Source organism: Sinorhizobium sp. B11 (assembly GCA_039725955.1).
GTDB lineage: Bacteria > Pseudomonadota > Alphaproteobacteria > Rhizobiales > Rhizobiaceae > Rhizobium.
This window is the reverse complement of sequence record CP091034.1, coordinates 3982274-4001518: the sequence shown is the minus strand read 5'-3', so window position 1 is coordinate 4001518 and position 19245 is coordinate 3982274. Positions and strand designations below refer to the sequence as shown.

18 protein-coding genes are annotated in these 19245 nt (G+C 59.5%); 14 read left to right on the top strand and 4 right to left on the bottom strand.

Annotated features, from left to right (window positions below; translation table 11 throughout):
- The first annotated feature begins 104 nt into the window (after window positions 1-104).
- From LVY75_29805 to LVY75_29795, 3 genes are all read left to right on the top strand, one after another.
- Complete coding sequence (locus LVY75_29805; GenBank protein ID XAZ22958.1) at window positions 105-1127, top strand: LacI family transcriptional regulator; 1023 nt, start codon at window positions 105-107, stop codon at window positions 1125-1127.
- A gap of 24 nt (window positions 1128-1151) precedes the next feature.
- The gene (locus LVY75_29800; protein XAZ22957.1) at window positions 1152-2108 is read left to right on the top strand and encodes a 2-hydroxyacid dehydrogenase; all 957 of its coding nucleotides are present in this window, start codon (window positions 1152-1154) and stop codon (window positions 2106-2108) included.
- Between the two features lie 262 nt (window positions 2109-2370).
- Window positions 2371-3402, top strand: coding sequence for an aldo/keto reductase (locus tag LVY75_29795; protein ID XAZ22956.1), 1032 nt, complete (start codon window positions 2371-2373; stop codon window positions 3400-3402).
- 54 nt (window positions 3403-3456) lie between these two features.
- Here LVY75_29795 and LVY75_29790 read toward each other — a convergent pair whose 3' ends face one another.
- Entirely contained in the window at window positions 3457-4236 is a 780-nt protein-coding gene (locus tag LVY75_29790) for a gamma-glutamyl-gamma-aminobutyrate hydrolase family protein (protein ID XAZ22955.1), read from the bottom strand.
- A gap of 333 nt (window positions 4237-4569) precedes the next feature.
- Between LVY75_29790 and LVY75_29785 the strand changes: the two genes are divergently transcribed.
- From LVY75_29785 to LVY75_29765, 5 genes are all read left to right on the top strand, one after another.
- The gene (locus LVY75_29785; GenBank protein ID XAZ22954.1) at window positions 4570-5736 is read left to right on the top strand and encodes a toxic anion resistance protein; all 1167 of its coding nucleotides are present in this window, start codon (window positions 4570-4572) and stop codon (window positions 5734-5736) included.
- A 23-nt stretch (window positions 5737-5759) separates the two neighbouring features.
- Window positions 5760-6467 (top strand): TerD family protein, encoded by a 708-nt coding sequence (locus tag LVY75_29780; GenBank protein ID XAZ22953.1) that lies wholly within the window; start codon window positions 5760-5762, stop codon window positions 6465-6467.
- A 13-nt stretch (window positions 6468-6480) separates the two neighbouring features.
- Entirely contained in the window at window positions 6481-7518 is a 1038-nt protein-coding gene (locus LVY75_29775; protein XAZ22952.1) for a hypothetical protein, read from the top strand.
- Window positions 7515-8294: a VWA domain-containing protein gene (locus LVY75_29770; protein XAZ22951.1), complete on the top strand. Its 780-nt coding sequence runs from the start codon at window positions 7515-7517 to the stop codon at window positions 8292-8294. Before LVY75_29775 ends, LVY75_29770 begins: the two co-directional genes overlap by 4 nt.
- Before the next feature lie 228 nt (window positions 8295-8522).
- Complete coding sequence (locus LVY75_29765) at window positions 8523-9629, top strand: TRAP transporter substrate-binding protein (GenBank protein XAZ22950.1); 1107 nt, start codon at window positions 8523-8525, stop codon at window positions 9627-9629.
- Window positions 9630-9696: 67 nt separating this feature from the next.
- On the opposite strand, the gene LVY75_29760 is transcribed toward LVY75_29765, so the two are convergent.
- Both LVY75_29760 and LVY75_29755 read right to left on the bottom strand, forming a co-directional pair.
- A complete protein-coding gene (locus LVY75_29760; GenBank protein XAZ22949.1) occupies window positions 9697-11187 on the bottom strand; it encodes a TRAP transporter large permease subunit in 1491 nt (496 codons plus the stop codon).
- Between the two features lie 21 nt (window positions 11188-11208).
- Window positions 11209-11748, bottom strand: a complete 540-nt coding sequence (locus tag LVY75_29755; GenBank protein ID XAZ22948.1) for a TRAP transporter small permease subunit — start codon at window positions 11746-11748, stop codon at window positions 11209-11211.
- Window positions 11749-12065: 317 nt separating this feature from the next.
- Here LVY75_29755 and LVY75_29750 point away from each other — a divergent pair, with 317 nt between their 5' ends.
- From LVY75_29750 to LVY75_29725, 6 genes are all read left to right on the top strand, one after another.
- Window positions 12066-14369 (top strand): EAL domain-containing protein, encoded by a 2304-nt coding sequence (locus tag LVY75_29750; GenBank protein ID XAZ22947.1) that lies wholly within the window; start codon window positions 12066-12068, stop codon window positions 14367-14369.
- Between the two features lie 141 nt (window positions 14370-14510).
- The gene (locus LVY75_29745) at window positions 14511-15263 is read left to right on the top strand and encodes a hypothetical protein (protein ID XAZ22946.1); all 753 of its coding nucleotides are present in this window, start codon (window positions 14511-14513) and stop codon (window positions 15261-15263) included.
- Window positions 15264-15424: 161 nt separating this feature from the next.
- Window positions 15425-15649, top strand: coding sequence for an aa3-type cytochrome c oxidase subunit IV (locus LVY75_29740; GenBank protein XAZ22945.1), 225 nt, complete (start codon window positions 15425-15427; stop codon window positions 15647-15649).
- Window positions 15650-15755: 106 nt separating this feature from the next.
- Window positions 15756-16904: a Re/Si-specific NAD(P)(+) transhydrogenase subunit alpha gene (locus LVY75_29735; GenBank protein XAZ22944.1), complete on the top strand. Its 1149-nt coding sequence runs from the start codon at window positions 15756-15758 to the stop codon at window positions 16902-16904.
- Window positions 16904-17302, top strand: a complete 399-nt coding sequence (locus LVY75_29730; protein ID XAZ22943.1) for a proton-translocating transhydrogenase family protein — start codon at window positions 16904-16906, stop codon at window positions 17300-17302. Before LVY75_29735 ends, LVY75_29730 begins: the two co-directional genes overlap by 1 nt.
- A 10-nt stretch (window positions 17303-17312) precedes the next feature.
- Window positions 17313-18707 carry an NAD(P)(+) transhydrogenase (Re/Si-specific) subunit beta gene (locus LVY75_29725; GenBank protein XAZ22942.1) on the top strand — a complete coding sequence of 465 codons (1395 nt, stop codon included), beginning with the start codon at window positions 17313-17315 and terminating at the stop codon, window positions 18705-18707.
- Between the two features lie 46 nt (window positions 18708-18753).
- Here LVY75_29725 and LVY75_29720 read toward each other — a convergent pair whose 3' ends face one another.
- Window positions 18754-19236, bottom strand: a complete 483-nt coding sequence (locus LVY75_29720; GenBank protein ID XAZ22941.1) for a DUF992 domain-containing protein — start codon at window positions 19234-19236, stop codon at window positions 18754-18756.
- Window positions 19237-19245: the final 9 nt, after the last annotated feature.

The window sequence follows — 19245 nt, the reverse complement described above, 5'->3', positions numbered from 1 at the left end:
GCGAATTGCCTGCGCCGCTTAAATCTTTTAATTAAACTTTTTAAGGCTGTCGCTGCACTGCGGCAGTCTCTTATCGGCTTCACGCGTTGCCTGGAGGAGGAGACGTGGCGCAGAAGATCAAGCTTTCGACGATCGCCGAAACGCTCGGCATTTCAACAGCGACCGTTTCCCTGGCCTTACGTGACAGTCCCCTTGTAGCCGGCAATACGCGGGAGAAGATCAAGGAACAGGCGCGTGCGCTCGGTTACATTTACAATCGCCGTGCCGCGAGCCTGCGTACGTCGCGCTCCGGCATTATCGGCGTCGTCGTCCACGACATCATGAACCCGTTCTATGGCGAAATCCTGAAGGCGATCGAAAGCGAACTCGACCGCAGCCGCCACACTTTCATTCTCTCCAATCACTACGATTCCGTCGAGAAGCAGCGCACCTTCATCGAAACCCTGCTGCAGCTCGGTGGTGACGGGGTCATCATGTCGCCGGCTATCGGCACGCCGCCTGAGGATATCCAACTCGCAGAAGAGAACGGCATGCCGGCGATCCTGGTTGCGCGCTCGATGGACAGCCAGGATGTGCCGACCTACCGCGGCGACGACAGCTACGGTATCTCGCTTGCCACCAACCACCTGATCGGTCTTGGCCACAGAACGATCGCCATGATCGGCGGCACGGACCAGACCTCGACCGGGCGTGACCGCTACCAAGGTTACGTCAATGCGCTGCGCAAGGCCGGTATCGAGGTAGACCCGAACCTGCGCATTCCCGGCCCGCGCTCGAAGCAGGGCGGTTTCGAGGCCGCGGTGCATTTCCTGTCCCTGCCGCAAAAGCCGACAGCCGCAGTCTGCTGGAACGATCTGGTCGCGATCGGACTGATGAACGGTATCGCCCGTGCCGGTCTCGTGCCCGGCAGCGATATTTCGGTCACCGGGTATGACGATCTGGAGGAGGCCTCGATCGCGACACCTGCACTGACCACTGTCTGGAATGGCCAGACAGAGGTTGGACGTCTTGCGGCTCGCGCCCTACTTGATCGACTTGCCGGCAGCCATGAACCTGACGGCATCCATCTCATCAAGCCGGAAATGCGTATCCGCCAGTCCACCAGCCCTTATCGGCCGCGTTCCTGACCGCCGAAGCCAAGAGGAAAAGCCATGTCCCGTATTGCCGTTCTCGTTCCCGGGAAGATACATGATCGCGTTCTCGCCCAGCTGAAGGATCGCTTCGAGGTGATCAGCGTCGAGCGTGACGAGACGCTGAAACTTGATTCCGGGACGGCGCAACGCATCCGCGGCGTGGCACTCAGCGGCGCCTTCCCGGCTGTATGGTTCGATCAACTGCCGAACATTGAGATCGTCGCCAGCTTCGGCGTGGGGTATGACGGTATCGATGCGAAGCTCGCAGGTTCGAAGGGCATCATCGTCACCAATACGCCTGACGTGCTCAATGATGAGGTGGCAGACACGGCAATTGCGCTTCTGCTTAACACCATACGCGAGCTGCCGAAGGCTGAAGCCTGGTTGCGGGACGGCAACTGGAAGCCGGGCTCTGCCTATCCGCTGACGCGCTATTCGTTGAAAGGCCGGCATGTCGGGCTCTATGGCCTGGGTCGCATCGGCCTTGAGATCGCAAAGCGGCTGGAACCCTTCAAGGTAAAGATCAGCTACCACACGCGCTCGCGTCATGCCGATGCGCCCTATGATTATCACCCGACGCTGAAGGGGCTTGCGGAAGCTGTCGATACGCTGATCGCGATCGTGCCGAAGACACCGCAGACGCATAAGACGGTCAATGCCGACATCCTTTCCGCGCTTGGACCTGACGGCATCGTCGTCAATGTCGGCCGCGGCTGGACGGTGAATGAGGATGATCTGATCGCGGCGCTGAATGCAGGCAGGATCGGTGGCGCCGGTCTTGACGTCTTCTATGACGAGCCGAATGTGCCGGCCGGTCTGCTTTCTGCACCGAACACTGTGCTGGTGCCGCATATCGGCTCGGCATCCATCCCAACGCGCAATGCCATGGCGGATCTGGTGGCGGAAAACCTTATTTCCTGGTTCGAGCAGGGCAAGCCGGTGACGCCGGTCGCTGAAACGCCGGTCAAGCAATAGGCCTCTACGCACTCCTTTCGTGAAGGCGAAGGGAGTGTTTTCGCTTATTCCTATTTTGCCCTTGGTCTTTTTCCAGTTTCCTACTTGGTCAGCGGGGAAGGATTGGCTATGGTTAGCCCCGGCCGCGTCATTCCCAGCGACCGCGATTATCATCGGCGGCATCTCGCCGTCTCAAGCACACACATAGCGATTTGATCGGGGAGCGTCTGCTCCGCCCGGCGCATTTTGCCGCCGGCAGCCGGCACTTCTGAAGGAGGCAGAAATGGATTATCGCAAGCTCGGTCCCAGCGGGGCCATCGTCACCGCATATTGCCTGGGTACCATGACGTTCGGGAAGGAGTCCGATGAGGCAGCTTCCTTCAAGATACTCGACGATTACTTCGCCTGGGGCGGCAATTTCATCGACACGGCAGACGTCTACAGCGCGGGTGCATCGGAGGAGATCATCGGCCGCTGGCTCAAGGCCCGCCCCACACAGGCACGGCAGGCTGTCATCGCCACCAAGGGCCGTTTCCCGATGGGCGACGGGCCGAACGATATCGGCCTTTCACGTCGCCACCTCAATCAGGCGCTGAACGACTCGCTGCGCCGTCTCGGTGTCGAGCACATCGATCTCTATCAGATGCATGCGTGGGATGCGCTGACACCGATCGAGGAAACCCTTCGCTTCCTCGACGATGCCGTCCGTGCCGGCAAGATCGGCTATTACGGTTTCTCCAACTACGTTGGCTGGCACATTGCCAAGGCCTCTGAAGTCGCCAAGGCACAGGGTTACACGCGCCCGGTGACCCTGCAGCCGCAATATAACCTGCTGATGCGCGACATCGAACTCGAGATCGTCGATGCTTGCCAGGATGCCGGCATGGGCCTTTTGCCCTGGTCGCCGCTTGGTGGCGGCTGGCTGACCGGCAAGTACCGGCGCGACGAGATGCCAACGGGTGCGACGCGCCTCGGCGAAAATCCCAATCGCGGCGGCGAGGCCTATGCGGCCCGCAATGCCCAGGAACGGACCTGGGATATTATCGTGACGGTCGAGGAGATCGCCAAGACGCGGGGCGTCAGCATGGCACAGGTTGCGCTTTCGTGGGTCGCGGCGCGTCCGGCCGTGACCTCGGTCATTCTCGGTGCCCGCACATCAGAACAGCTCGCCGATAATCTCGGCGCTGCGGAATTGGTGCTTTCGGCTGAAGAGACGACCAGGCTCAATGAGGTCAGTGCGCCGACGCCGGGGCAATATCCCTATGGCGTCAATGGTACCAACCAGCGTCACCGCAAGATCGAAGGCGGTCGCTGAGCCTATAGACTGGAAGAAGAAAGGCCGTCGGAAAGATCCGGCGGCCTTTTCGTTTCAGGCGATTGCCTGCGCCGGCCGTGACGGCAGCTTGCCGGCCCCATAATCTCTGACAGCGTCGCCGAATGCCGTGAAGATCCTGTTGGACGGTTTGTCGGTTTCGGCCCAGTATTCCGGGTGCCATTGCACACCGACGGCGAAAGCCTTGGCGTCGATGACGGAGACTGCTTCTATGGTCCCGTCCTCTGCCGTGGCTTCGACCTGCAGTCGGGGCGCGGTCTTGGCAATAGCCTGGCGATGCAATGAGTTCACGCGGATTTCGCCGGCGCCAATGATGCCAGCGATGCAGGAACCCTCCTTGACGAAGACACTCTGGCGGATCGCATACATGCCGTCGCGGTCGGTCACATCGGGCTTGCGATGATCCCATATGCCGGGCTGTTCCTGAATTTCGCTGGCGAGCGAGCCACCCAGCGCAACATTAAGTTCCTGAATGCCGCGGCAGATCGCCAGAAGCGGGATGGCGCGGTCGATTGCGCAGCGGATCAGCGGCAGGCTCGTTGCGTCACGGGCCGGGTCAAAGGGGCCATCGGCCTCGGTGGCTTCGATGCCGTAGAGCGAGGGATGCACATTGCTGGCCGAGCCGGAAACCAGTACGCCGTCGACACGATCCAGAATTGCGTCCGTATCATAACCTTCCTCGAAGGCCGGGATGATGAAGGCCATCACACCGGCAGCATTCAGCGCTGCGCGCAGATACTGATGCTGGGCGGCATGCCACGTCGCGCCATCTAGACTGCGGATATCGGCAGGAATCGCAACGATCGGTTTCGTCATTTTCGCCCCGGAGAAATTATAATGGACGTTTCTGCGGCCAGAATGGCCAGCAAGTCAACGTTTGGATGCAGGCGGTGGCCAAATTGCGGCGGCTGGAATGTCCAGCGCTTGTTCGGATCTGGCTAAGTAATTGAATATAAAGTTTTCTGGTTTCTTCAAGTTTCAGGTGCGACGATTGTTGGAATGTCTGCAAACGCATCCGATATTCTGAGAGATCGTGTTGCCGAGTGTCATCCCTTGAATTACATTTCAGCCGATTTATGCAACCTGTGTTCGTAACTTTCGCGCGACCTCTTGGGTCGTATCGGCAAAGGGACTAAGAGGACTGACGCCATGTCGGAACCGAAGACGACGGCACTCGAGACGAAAACTGACCTGATGCCCTCGGTCGCGGCGGGTGGCCCGCCCGCTATCGTCACGGTCGTTCTTCCGCCCGAAAAGGCAGGCGATGTCAGTGATCTGGCAGAACGTTATCGGTTGGCAACTGCAGAGCCGCATACGCTGATCACTTTCGGCCAGGAGGCGATCGGCAGCTTCGGCGCCAAGCTTGATACGATCCTCTCGCAGATTACCAACGCCCAGTCGCCTGTGCTTTTCGAACTCTTCCGAACGATCAGGGAAGGTGTGAAAGATGCGGATCTGAAGGAGCTCGAAGCAAGCATCCGGGAGAAGTTGAAGGGCGGCTTCTTCGAACGCCTGCTGATGGCAATCGGCCTCGGTGATCCTGCCAAACGGCTGAAGACGGTGACGGACGAAGTGCGCGGCATGCTGCAGAGCAAGGCCAAGTCGCTCGGCGATCTCATCAAGCCGATGGAAGCACAGATCGACGAGGAGAGCGGCAAGCTTATCCTCGAAGTGTCGCGCATGAGCACGCTGGCAGAAGGATATCGCGATACCATCGTGTCACTCGGCGTTTTTGTCGAGGCGGGCCGACATATCCTCGCAGACGCAATGCGGGAGCTCGAACGGCTGAAGCAGGAGGCCGTCTCCGGGGATCCGCTGAAGGTTCAGGAAGCCCGCGACTTCTCGCAGAAGCTCGACATCTTCCAGAACCGTGTGCTCGTTCTCGAAACGGCTTATGCCAAGGCGCCGACGGATCTCGACTCGATCGGCATTGCGCGGGGTGCGGCCTTGGCGACCCTTGCGGATACCGTCGCTTCCGCCAATGCCGAGTTCAACGATATCAAGTCGATCCTCATCAGGCTGCACGCGCTTTTCCAGATGCAGTCGATTCAGCAGATCAATGCCATGCGGCGCGAATTGCGCGCTTCGTTGCAGCAATACGGCTCGCAAGTGCTCGAAGATGTTTCGGTCAATGCCGTCAAGGCGGCCGGTGAAACCCGGCTTGCCGATGCCGATCTCGTGCTCGGGACCGCGCAGCGACTGCGAGCAATCGCCGACAAGGTCGTCGCCGAAGGCGAACGCAACAAGGAGCGCTATGCCGCTGCCCGCACCAAGCTTGAACAAGCACGCCAGATCGTGACTGCCCGCCCGATCTGAGATCTCAGGAGAAAGACAAGCGCATGGCAACCTTCAATCTCAACAAGGGTCAGTCGTTCCAGATCCAGAAGGAGATCCAGCTCGTTCATTCCGGACTGGTCTGGGATCCGCCGGAAGGTTCCGGCCCGGCCTTCGATCTCGACGTGCATTGTTTCGCGCTGGTTCATCCCGGCGGCGATTCCAACCGGGCACGGCTCTATAATGATGGGTCGCATGCGCTATGCTACGCCTTCGTGCGCAGCTCCAGCAATCCCGAGGGTTCGCTTTCCAAGAATGCCGACGGGTCCTTCCAGACGGATGACGGCTCGATGTGGCACGAGCGCGACGACCGCACCGGACGCGGCGCTCTCACGAAGCCGGAGCCTGATGACGATGATGGTGACGAAGACCATCATGGCGGGGGCCATCACGACGAGGGTTTTCGCGAGGAGTTCAAGATCGTGCTGGCGAAGTTGCCGCGCGAAATCTCCGAACTCGCCGTCTGGGCAACGATCCATGACGCCGCGCGCAAGAAGCAGGATTTCGGCAAGGTCAAGAACGCCTATATCGAAGTCTGTGATGCGATGGACGACGAACTCTGCCGCTATCAGCTGACGGCGGAATTTGCCGGCAAGACGACGATCCAGGTCGCATCCTTCCTGAAGCAGGCGGATGGATCCTGGAAATTCTATGCCGTCGGCGCGGGATCGAACGCGGGTCTCGGCGACGTCATCCAGGCCTATCTCGGCTGAGCGGAGGCTCTGCTTGACCAGCGGCAAGGCAGATGAACCGCCGGAGAAAAAGCCGGGCGGATCACCCAGGGTGCTTTTTCCGGAAAGCGCCGCGCCCGAGCCTGTTGCCGATCAGAAGGGCGGGAGCCGGCAGCCGAAAGTGCTGTTCGGTGCGCCCCGAGCCCCGACACCCAAGGGCGACCGCCCTCGGGTTCTTGCCGCGGGAGAAATCAGGCGCCGCATCTCCTGCAGCGTGGCTGAGCTTCAGGACATGGATGCGAGCGTAACGGAGGCGGCTGCGAAAGCGGCGTTGCGGATCGTCGACAGCATCAATCTCGACGATCATTATTTCGATGACGTTGTTCGTTTCGGTGCTTTTCTGCAGGCCGAGCATGGGAGGCTGGCGGATGGTGAACTCAAGATCGTCAGCAGTGACGTCTTGGCGCGGGGACGGCTGCTCTCAGCCGAGCTGCTGCAGCGCCTGACGGAACTCGATCCCGACAGGGTATTTGCAATCCGTGGCGGTTTTCTCGACACTGTCAAAGCTCTCGCCGCGCCCCGTGACCCGGCAGGCCTCTTTTCGCGCCTCTATCCGGAGGTGCGAAAATCGGTGGCGGAGCTCGATGCGCTTGCGCCCGACATCGTTGCCGTTGCCAATCAGGTGCGCGCTGTGGGCAAGGCCTATAAGACGCTCGCGAACAATCTTGCTGCGCATATACTTGCCGGTCGATTCCTCGTCCATCACATCGGCAGCCTTCAACTGCCCGAGCGCGAGCGGCAGGCTCATTATGCCTCGCAGTCTGAAGCCCTGGAAACGCGGACATCAAGCCTTTCAGCGACGAAAGCGACCGTCGAGATGAGCATCTGGACCGTTGCAGCGGTCTCGCAGGAAATCGACGCGCTCGCCCGCGCAGCGGAGGGATTGCTGCAGGAAGACCTGCCGGCCTGGCATGCTGCCTACTCCGCGGCGCTGACGGCTCAATCGGCGGAGCTGGCAAGCACAGGCACGCCGCTTCGCAATCTTCACACCCGGATACTTGGCAAATTCAAACTGGAGAGGAACAGGCCGTGACGACATTCAAATTGCAGAAACCGGAGGAAGAGGTTCGCCGTGTCGGTTTCGTTTTGCAGAAGCAGGGCATTCACGAGCGCATACCGGCGCAGGTCGGCATCAACATCGACGTCTCTGGCTCCATGAGCGAACTTTTCAAATCCGGCGCTGTGCAGGCAGCGCTGGAGCGCATCCTTCCCGTTGCTCTGTATTTCGACGATGACGGGCGTATCGATACCTGGGTGTTTTCCAACCGACAGAACATGGCGTCTCTGACGCCGGCCACGGCCAAGAATTACGACGGTTACGTTCAGCGTGAAATCGTCGCCAACAAAGAACTGGAGTCGATCCTGTGGGGCGGCACGGACTACGGTCCAGTCATCCGGTCGAATCTGATGACCTATGGTCTGATGGAAGAAGAATGGGCAGGCGGCCTGCTGGGCATGATCTTCGGCATGCGGCGTGATGCCTTCGGTGAAGAAACGCGATCAGGCACGCCGGCAATCAACTATTTCCTGACGGACGGGGAAAATGCCGACCGGGACGCTGCCTGGGAATTGCTGCAGAAGGCCGAACGGGCTGAATCGCAGATCTACTACGTGATGGTCGGTATCGGCGATGAGAAGTTCGAATTCCTGCGCAACGCCGCCGAGCATTTCCCGAATGTCGGCTTCGTCAGCGTCCGGGACCTCGGAAAATTTGTCGGCAGCGACGATGCCTACGAAAAACTGCTTCCGGCCGAACTCTGCACATGGCTGAAACATGAGCATGACGATGAGGATGACGATCATCATTGACCGTTTGCCCTGAAGGCAAGCCCGGTCGCTTCATCGCGTAAGCGGCCGGCAGGATGCAGCTAAGCCGCTGATTTCGATGGATGTGTGGCTTGCGCCACAGAAGCGTCGTGATCCCAAAGACTAATAGACTAAAGCTTGAAACGCTTCTTCCGCCATGCTTAGCTTTGCCATTACTGCGGGTAGGGGTGAGGATTGACCACGCAGTGCCATCTATACGGGAGGTTTTTGATGGATCGTCGTTCATTTATGAAAAAGGCCGGAACAGCGAGCGCCGGTGCCGTTGCCGCAACAGCTTTGGCAGCCCCTGCAATTGCGCAGGAAAACCCGAAGATAGCCTGGCGCATGACCTCGTCGTTTCCGAAGAGCCTGGACACGATCTACGGTGGCGCCGACGATATCGCCAAGCATGTTGCCGCTGCCACCGACGGTAACTTTACGATCCAGCCCTTCGCAGCCGGTGAAATCGTGCCCGGCCTTCAGGCCGTTGATGCGGTGGCGGCTGGTACCGTCGAGGCAGCTCACACCACCTCCTATTATTTTGTCGGCAAGGACCCGACCTACGCTATCGGAACGGCTATCCCGTTCGGGCTGAACAGCCGCCTGACCAATGCCTGGTTCTACGAGGGCAACGGCACCACCCTGATGAACGAGTTTTATGCCACGCAGGGAATGTATGCCCTGCCGGCCGGCAATACCGGCGCGCAGATGGGTGGCTGGTTCCGCAAGGAAATCAATACGCTCGACGACCTCAAGGGCGTAAAGATGCGTATTGCCGGTCTCGCCGGTCGCGTCATGGAGAAGGTTGGCGTTATCCCGCAGCAGATCGCCGGCGGCGACATCTATCCGGCGCTGGAAAAGGGAACGATCGATGCAGCGGAATTCGTCGGCCCCTATGACGACCTGAAGCTCGGCTTCCACAAGGTGGCGAAGTACTACTACTATCCGGGCTGGTGGGAAGGCGGCCCGACGGTGCATGCCTTCTTCAATCTCGATAAATGGAGCAACCTGCCAAAGCACTATCAGGCAGCGCTCACAGACGCTTGCGCCTTCGCCAACACCAATATGCTGGCAAAATACGACACGAAGAACCCGGGCGCGCTGAAGCAGCTTGTTGCCGAAGGCGCGACCTTGCGTCCGTTCAGCCAGGAGATCATGGAAGCCTGCTTCCAGGCCGCGACCGGCATCTACAGTGAAATCTCAGGCACGAACCAGTATTTCAAGAAGATCTACGATGATCAGACCGCCTTCAAGCGGGATGCCTATCTCTGGATGCAGCTCTCGGAATACACGTTCGATACGTTCATGATGATCCAGCAACGGGCCGGTAAAATCTAAGAGACTTTCTTTTTTCAGCGATATCAAAAAGATAGCCCCGGATGAAGATCCGGGGCTTTTGTTTTCCTTATTGTGCGGGGGGAGACGGGGGCGCGCTCGGCAAGGCCGGCAAGGTCAGACCCGGAATCTGCGGGGAACCGCCGCCGCCTGGTGCTCCCAATGGCGGCAGGCCGAGCTGGCCGCCGAAGCCCGGGACTTCAATCTTGATCGAGTTCGGGTCGACCTTCGGGCCGTGGTCCAGCCAGTAGGTCACCGATTGCGGCCAGAAGATCACGATCGCCACCAGGATCAGCTGCATGCCGACCCAAGGGAGCGCGCCCATGTAGATATCCGAGGTCTTGACCTCGCGACCGGCGATCGAACGCAGATAGAAGAGCGCGAAGCCGAAAGGCGGGTGCATGAAGCTCGTCTGCATGTTGACGCAGATCAGCACGCCGAACCAGATCAGGTCGATGCCGAGATTGGAGGCGACGGGGGCGAGCATCGGGATGACGATGAAGGCGATCTCGAAGAAATCGAGGAAGAAGGCGAGCACGAAGATGAAGATGTTGACAAAGATCAGGAAGCCGACCGGGCCGCCTGGGATGCCCGATAGCATGTGCTCGATCCAGCGCGAACCATCCATGCCTTGGAAGACCAGGCTGAAACAGGTGGAGCCGATCAGGATCATCACCACCATGGAGGTGATGTGCGTGGTCGATGTCATCGCCTCGCGGATCAGCGGCCAGGTGAGGCGCCGGTTCATGGCCGCGAGCGCCATGGCGCCGACGACGCCGAGCGCGCCGGCCTCCGTTGGCGTCGCAAGGCCCATGAAGATCGTGCCGAGAACCAGGAAGATCAGGACGATCGAGGGCACCATGCCCATCAGCACCTTCATGAGCAGCGCCCAGTTGAAATCGCCACGTACCTCCTTTGGCAGCGGCGGCATCGATTTCGGCCGAACGATCGACAGCACGAGAATGAAGAGGACGAAGATCGCCACCTGCAGGATCGAGGGGCCGATCGCGCCGCGATACATGTCGCCAACCGATTTGCCGAGCTGGTCGGCGAGAACGACAAGGACCAGCGAGGGCGGGATCACCTGGGTGATCGTGCCGGAGGCGGCGATGACGCCGGTGGCAAGGCGCGGGTTGTAGCCGTAGCGCAGCATGATCGGCAGCGAAATCACGCCCATGGTGATGACCGAGGCGGCGACCGTGCCGGTGATAGCGCCAAGCACGGCGCCGACAAGGATGACAGCATAGGCCAGGCCACCGGGGACACCACCGAAGAGCTTGCCGGTACCTTCGAGCAGATCTTCGGCCAGCCCACAACGCTCCAGCACCGCGCCCATGAAGGTGAAAAAGGGAATGGCAAGCAAGAGATCGTTGGAGACGATGCCGAAGAAGCGCAGCGGCAGGGCCTGCAGCAGGGCCTCGTCGAAATGGCCGGTAACGATGCCGATGATGCCGAAAAACAGGCCGACGGCGGCGAGAGAAAAGGCGACCGGAAAGCCGTAGAGCATGAAAATGACCATGCCCAGGAACATGGCCGGCGGAATGATGCCGAAATCAAACAAATCTGTTCCTCCAGGCGCGCGTTACTGCAGCGGCTTTTCGTACTTCGTATCGATGCTGATATGGCCGGTAACGGCTGCGATCCGCTTGATCAGCTCCGAAACGCCCTGAAGGGAGAGCAGCGCGAAACCGGCGACAAGAACGAGCTTGACGGGCCAGCGGATCAGTCCGCCAGCGTTGCCCGATATTTCCCCCTGCCGGTAGGAAAGCGCAAAGAAGGGCCACGAGACCCAGGTGAGGAAGATGCAGACGGGAATGAGGAAGAGGATGAGACCAACGATGTCGATCCAGATCTTCCCTCTTTCGGAAACCGACCCATAGATCAAATCGACGCGGACATGCTCGTTATTGCGCAGCGCATGCGAGGCACCGAGTACCACGACGAAGGCGAAGAGATACCACTGGATCTCGAGCCAACCGTTCGAGCTATAGTTGAATGCATAGCGTACAATCGCATTGCCGGCGCTGATCAGGCAGCAGAGAAGCACCATGTATTCTGATAGTTTTCCAATGAATTCACTGATCGAGTCGATCAGTCGGCTGACGGCCAGGAATACCGACATTCGCCTCCCCTTATTGTCTTGCCGTTTTCGGCAGTTCTCCCCTTCAATCGGTGTAAACCAGGGTTTTTGAAATTGGAAGGATAAATGGCCCGCCTTGGAGTATAGTCTTATGCGGCCAGCGCCGGTGATGCCGATGAAAATTCCGGCAACTCAGGCTTGGATATATTTTTTAAAATCCTCGCCGTAAAGCTGCAATATCGCGCCATGGATGAGTAGTTCATCCTATGGTTTTAGAAAAATTGACCAAATGTTTGAACCGTTTGAAATCAATTTTTAAAGGGTTCGGTTTACATTTCCCGCGCACAGGGAAAGTATGGATGAAGCCACATAACCCGAATAGGGTCCCTAAGGATGTGTATCTGTCGTTTGTGAATTCCCTGTCCGGGAATCGCATGACGCTTCTGGCTGGCGTCATCGTACACTCCGCCACTTTCCTGGCTGTCGCCGCCAAGACCGAGTCTCCCGTCTATATATTCCTGGCTGTTGCCGTCATTGTGGTGTTCTGCGCCCGCATGGCGATTTTCCGCCTCTTCGACAAGGTAGACAAGGAGAAGCTCTCTTTTGCCGAGATCGAGCGCTGGGAGAAGATTCTCGTGGTCGGCGCAGCCGGCATCACCACGCTTCTCGGCATCGGCAGCGGGTATGCCATCTTTTTCACGCGTGATTCCTTTGCCGAGCTCGCCTGCATTGCAGTGACCATGGCGACGATGGTTTCGGTCGTCGGCCGCAACTATGGCTCACGCATGGCGGTCGACCTGCAGACCTTCTCCTGCTGCCTGCCGATGATCATCTGCAGCGTGATGACGCTCGATTTCTACCGCGGCATCCTTTCGGTCTTCCTCATTCCGTTCTGGTTGACGACGCGGGCCATGGCCACCGGCGTGCGCGAGTTCCTCTATGAGAACGTGATCGCACGCCGCGAGATCGCCTCGATCGCCGAGCGCTTTGATACGGCGCTGAATAATATGCCGCACGGCCTCGTCATGGTCGATGAAGAGAACCGGATCCAGGTCATCAATCGCAAGGCCTGCGAACTGTTGAAAATTGGCGCACCCGATCGATTGAAGGATCGCGATCTCGGCGCTGTGTTGCGCTATGGCGCGCGGTACAGCTTCATGGACGCTTCGCAGCCGGAGCTGATCCTGCGGCAACTGACACAGGTGGCCGAAGGCAGCCTTTCGCGTACGCTCATCCATTTCCCCGAGGGACTGTCGCTCGAATTCTCGGCAAGCCGACGCGCGGATGGTGGCGCGGTATTGATCTTCGAAGACGTTTCGAGCCGTGTGAAGGCCGAGCAGAAGATCCTGCACATGGTGCGCTTCGACGCCCTGACCGGCCTGCCGAACCGCGAGCATTTCGGTCACCTTGTACAGGACTATCTGGCGAGACATTCGAAGAAACGCGGTCCTGTCGGCTTCATGATCCTCGATATCGACGAGTTCAAGCATGTCAACGACATGCGGGGGCACGTAACCGGCGACCATCTGCTTTGCGCCATCGCCATGCGCGTCAAGGAGATGGCCGGCAGCGCCATCGTCGGCCGCCTGATGGGCGACCAATTCATCCTCTTCTTCCCGCATGCGCGTGACCGACAGATACTGGATGCCGACATCCGCAAGCTGCATGCGACGATCCAGGGGCAATATGAAGTTGACGAGGTAACCTTCCTCGTCTCGCTCAGTGCCGGGTACGCCGTCCTCGAGAGCGACGCCTTCGCCATGGACGAATGGAGCGTCAAAGCCGACCTTGCGCTGTTCGAAAGCAAGTCGCGCTTCAAGGGCGGGATTGCCGGTTTCGAGCGCGAAATGGATGGCCGCTATATCGAGCAGCAGAAGCTCAAGGCGGACCTGCGCGAGGCGGTGGCCGCAAATTCGCTACACCTCGTCTTCCAGCCGATGTTCAGGGCTGATGGCCTGCGCATCGAATGCGCTGAAGCACTCGCTCGCTGGGTACATCCGGAAAAGGGCTCCATTCCGCCCGACGTCTTCATCCGCCTCGCCGAAGAGATGGGCATCATCTCGCAGATTACACGGTTCGTGCTCTTCAAGGCCTGCGAAGAATGCATGAGCTGGCCGGATCATATTTCCGTTTCGGTCAACCTTTCAGCACGCGACCTGCGCGATGCGGACATCCTGTCGGTTGTTTCGGACGCGTTGGCGCATTCCGGTCTGGAAGCATCACGCCTGCATCTGGAAATTACCGAAAGCAGTCTGATTGACGAGCCGGCGGTGGTGCGCGCAATCCTCGCTGAGCTGCGCAGCCGCGACATCACCATCGCCATCGACGATTTCGGTACCGGCTTCTCCAGTCTCAGCTATCTCGACACGCTGCCGCTCGACATCGTCAAGATCGATCGCTCCTTCGTGCGCAACATCGTCGAAGATACACGTCGCCTGAAACTGTTGCGCGGCACGGTCCACCTTGCCCGCGAGCTCGGTCTCAAGATCGTTGTCGAGGGTGTCGAAACCCCGGAGCAGCTGGCACTTCTCAACAAGCACCGCAGCACGGATCTCATTCAGGGTTACGTCTTCTCCCCGCCAGTCCCCTCGAAGGAAATCGGCATCCTCTCCCAGGCTCTCAACCGCCGCACGGCACCGCGTCGCCGCACCAAAGTCGCCTGATCCGGCGCTACCTGTCGGTGTGACCGAGGGCATATTCACGGCCGTTAACCTTAATAATTCAAATACGTCCAAAATTTTCTTCAAATCTTGCGCTTTATCGAGCGAGGTATGATTAATGACCCGTTAACAACGGGGTCCACCATGGCGTCTGTCCCTTTGAGTACGAGTGACTTTTCGAAGAAGGTTCTCGAAATTCTTGATAATGTCGAATATCGCCGCGTCGAAAGCACCGAGGACATGGAGGATGTCGAGAGGCTGCGTTACAAGGCCTACAAGGCGCATGACACGCTTGCCCTGGCACCGAAGGGGCTGCTCGACGATACGGATTTCGACAGCCATGCCTATGTTTTCGGGCTCTATTATTACGGCGAGCTGGTCAGCACGATCCGGATCCACCATGTGACGCCTGATCATCGCGTCAGCCAGTCGGCCGGCGCCTTTCCGGAAGCGATAGACGCGTTGCTGGATGCCGGTCTCAGCCTGATCGACCCGGCGCGTTTTGCTGCCGATCCGGAGCTGACGGCCGATCTGACCTGGATCCCATACCTGACGTTGCGACCGAGCATTGTGGCCGCGGCGCATTTCCGTGCGCACCGGGTGCTTCAGTTCGTTCGTCCCCCGCATGCGGCCTTCTACAAGCGTGTCTTTTACGCCGACACCGTTGTGCCGGGCCAGAGGGCCAAGAATTACGGGATCGATATGACGCTGATGGCGACCAATGTCATCGAGGTCGGCCGCAAGCTTCTCACGCGTTATCCGTTCTTCATTTCCAGCGCCAGCGAGCAGCGGATGATGTTCGCGCGCGGCCCGGAAAACACGCTGCCTTCTCTCACTATCGTCCCGACCGCGCGCTTCGTACCGGAAGGCCAGCTTGGAACTGACCTGCCGCTTTGATTCCCCGAGGGAGCGCCTTTCCGCCTCCGGCGAAGGCGTTCCTGCGGCATTCTCATGCATTGCGCTTTCGCCCGTCATTGTGTAATCCCTGCGGAGAGGGATTTGCCTCGCTGACGCGGGGGAATCAGGCAGCGCTAAGGCATTTCAGGGAGACGATATTCATGGCCGAACATCATACCGGACCGGTCGAGACCGGCGCGCCGATGGACTACAAGGAACATGAAAAGACGTACGACATGTTCATTGCCGGCACGAAATACGGCACGATGTTTCTGATCGCCCTGATGCTTGCCATGACTGCCGGTTTCTTCGGCGGTGCCGGTTTCCTCGGCGGCATCCTCGTCTTCCTCATCATCCTCGTCGCCGGCATCTTCCTGCTCCGCTAAACGCGGCCCGCGGGAAGGCCCGGTCTTCCGAATTTTGTGATGTAGATGCTTGGCCCGTGCAGGCAAGCAGCCTGCCACGGCCCAGCTGACCCGGAGGAGGGGGCAGTTGGCCAATATCGTTTTCGTAGCCAAGGAAATCACGGGCGATGAGACGCGCGTTGCGGCGTCCGTCGAAACCGTGAAAAGGATAAAGGCGCTCGGCTTCGATGTCATCGTCGAAGCGGGCGCCGGGGCGCTTTCGCGCATTCCGGACAGTGAATTCGAGGCCGTCGGTGCCGCAATCGGCACGTTTGCGGATGCAGCGTCCGCCGATGTAATCCTTAAGGTTCGCCGGCCGAGCGAAAGCGAGATCGCCGGCTATAAGACCGGCGCGGTCGTCATTGCCATCATGGATCCCTATGGCAATGACGAGGCGGTCGCCGCGATGGCGCGGGCAGGTCTTTCCACCTTCGCCATGGAGCTGATGCCGCGCATCACGCGTGCGCAGTCGATGGACGTGCTGTCATCGCAGGCAAATCTTGCAGGTTATCAAGCGGTTATCGAGGCAGCCGCCGTTTACGACCGGGCGATGCCGATGATGATGACGGCAGCGGGCACTATTCCTGCCGCCAAGGTTTTCGTCATGGGTGCAGGCGTTGCAGGCCTCCAGGCGATTGCGACGGCGCGCCGTCTCGGTGCCGCCGTTTCGGCAACCGACGTTCGCCCCGCGGCAAAGGAACAGGTTGCATCTCTTGGCGCGAAGTTCATCGCCGTCGAGGATGACGAGTTCAAGGCGGCGGAAACGGCTGGCGGCTATGCCAAGGAAATGTCGGCCGACTATCAGGCCAGGCAGGCCGCACTTGTGGCCGAACACATCGCCAAGCAGGACATTGTCATTACCACGGCTCTCATTCCCGGCCGTCCGGCGCCGCGGCTCGTTTCGCGCGCGATGCTCGCTTCGATGAAGCCCGGTGCAGTTGCCGTCGATCTCGCGGTCGAGCGTGGCGGCAATATTGAAGGGGTGGTTACAGGCCAGATCGCCGATGTCGAAGGTGTGAAAGTGATCGGCTTTCCGAACATGGCGGGCCGTGTGGCGGCCAGCGCCTCAGCGCTCTACGCCAAGAACCTCGTCACTTTCCTGGAGACGATGGTGAACAAGGAAACGAAATCGGTTGTGCTCAACCTCGAGGACGAGCTCATCAAGGCGACGATGCTGACCTATGCGGGGGATGTCGTGCATCCGGCATTCGGCGGCGCCAAGAAGGGGGATAACTGATGGCCAGTGAAGCAATGGACAAGGCTCTGGAGCAGCTCGACCAGGCCGTTACCGCGGTCATCACCGCTGCTGCCCAGGCGCCGGAAGCGGCAAGTGCTGCCACTGGCGGGGCGATCGATCCTTTCGTCTTCCAGTTCGCGATCTTCGTATTGTCGATCTTCGTCGGCTACTATGTCGTCTGGTCGGTCACGCCTGCACTGCATACGCCGCTGATGGCCGTTACCAACGCGATTTCCTCGGTCATCGTCGTCGGGGCTCTGCTTGCCGTCGGCATCTCGAGCAGCGGGCTTGCCACCGGCTTCGGTTTCGTGGCGCTCGTGCTTGTCTCGGTGAATATCTTCGGCGGCTTCCTCGTCACGCAGCGCATGCTGGCGATGTACCGCAAGAAGGACAAGTGAGGCCGCACGAATGACCAATATTGCAGCCTTCCTCTACCTTGTCTCCGGCGTCCTGTTCATTCTGGCGCTACGCGGGCTCTCGCATCCTGCCACCAGCCGCAAGGGCAATCTCTACGGCATGATCGGCATGGGGATCGCCATCCTCACGACGCTGGCGCTGGCGACGCCGAATTTTGGCGGCTTCGTGCTCATCATTCTCGGCCTTGCCATCGGCGGCAGCGCTGGTGCCTATATCGCCCGCACCATTGCGATGACCTCGATGCCGCAGCTTGTTGCCGGTTTCCACTCGCTGGTAGGCCTCGCGGCGGTTCTTGTCGCCGCATCAGCCCTCTATACGCCGGGCTCTTTCGGCATTGGCGAGATTGGCCAGATCCACACTGAAGCCCGTATCGAAATGGCGATCGGCGTGGCGATTGGTGCGCTGACCTTCACCGGCTCGATCATCGCCTTCCTGAAACTCGACGGGCGCATGTCCGGCAAGCCGATCCTGCTACCCTTCCGTCATGTGATCAACATCGCTCTGCTTGCCCTGATCGTGCTCTTCATCGTCGGGCTGGCGGTAACGGAAAGCCATTTCGATTTCTGGGCCGTCGTCGCCTTGTCGCTGGCTCTCGGCGTGCTGCTCATCGTGCCGATCGGTGGCGCCGACATGCCGGTTGTCGTTTCCATGCTCAACTCTTACTCGGGCTGGGCTGCTGCCGGCATCGGCTTCACGCTCGGCAATCTGGCGCTCATCATCACCGGCGCACTGGTCGGTTCTTCGGGCGCGATCCTGTCCTATATCATGTGCAAGGGCATGAATCGCTCTTTCATCTCCGTGATACTGGGCGGTTTTGGTGGGGAGACGGGCGGCAATGCGGCGGATAATTCGGACAAGACCGTCAAGCTCGGCTCGGCGGAGGACGCTGCCTACCTGATGGCGAACGCTTCCAAGGTCATCATCGTGCCGGGATATGGCATGGCGGTGGCGCAGGCGCAGCATGCATTGCGCGAGCTGGTCGACAATCTCAAGAAAAACGGCGTGGAAGTGAAATATGCGATCCATCCGGTCGCAGGCCGTATGCCTGGCCATATGAACGTGCTGCTCGCGGAAGCCAATGTGCCTTATGACGAGGTGTTCGAGCTTGAGGATATCAACTCGGAATTCGCCCAGGCTGACGTTGCCTATGTCATCGGCGCCAATGACGTCACCAATCCGGCCGCGCGTGACGACAAGACCTCGCCGATCTACGGGATGCCGATCCTTGACGTCGACAAGGCCAAGACCTGCCTCTTCGTCAAACGCTCGCTCGGCTCGGGTTACGCCGGCATCGACAACACGTTGTTCTACAAGGACGGCACCATGATGCTGCTTGGGGACGCCAAGAAGGTGACCGAAGAGATCAACAAGGCAATCGCGCACTGACCGAGGAGCCCGCTTTCGCGGGCTTTTCTCCTGTTGTTGCAAACCGTCAGATTTCGCCCGGTACAAGCGTCATCTTCTCGACGCCGACGGCGAGATTGAGACCTTCCTGGGCCTGCACATTGAGCGGCTGCAGCATGAAGGCCTTGTTCGTGCCGCCGGCAATGACCTTGGCACCTCCGCCGGCACCGAGGCTGGCGTCTGCGCCGATACCGTAATATTCGCCGGCGAGCGCGAAATCCGGGATATTGGTACCGGTCTTTGCGAGCACCTGCCAGATCATTACACTCTTGCCGGTCTGGCCAATATCGATGCCGAATTTCTCGATTTTGCCGGCATAGACTGCCTTAGGGCCGCCCGAAGCAGGCGTATAGGTGCAGATCAGATTCTTCTCGGATGTGACGATCAGTCCCTGGCCGCCATCCGATCCGCAGACGAGCCGACCAAGCGAAATATAGTCGGCTGCTGCGGCCGAACTGGCCCAGGCTGCGGCCGAAACGATTGCCGCAGCAATCACGGTTTGCTTGAACATGGTCCTTCT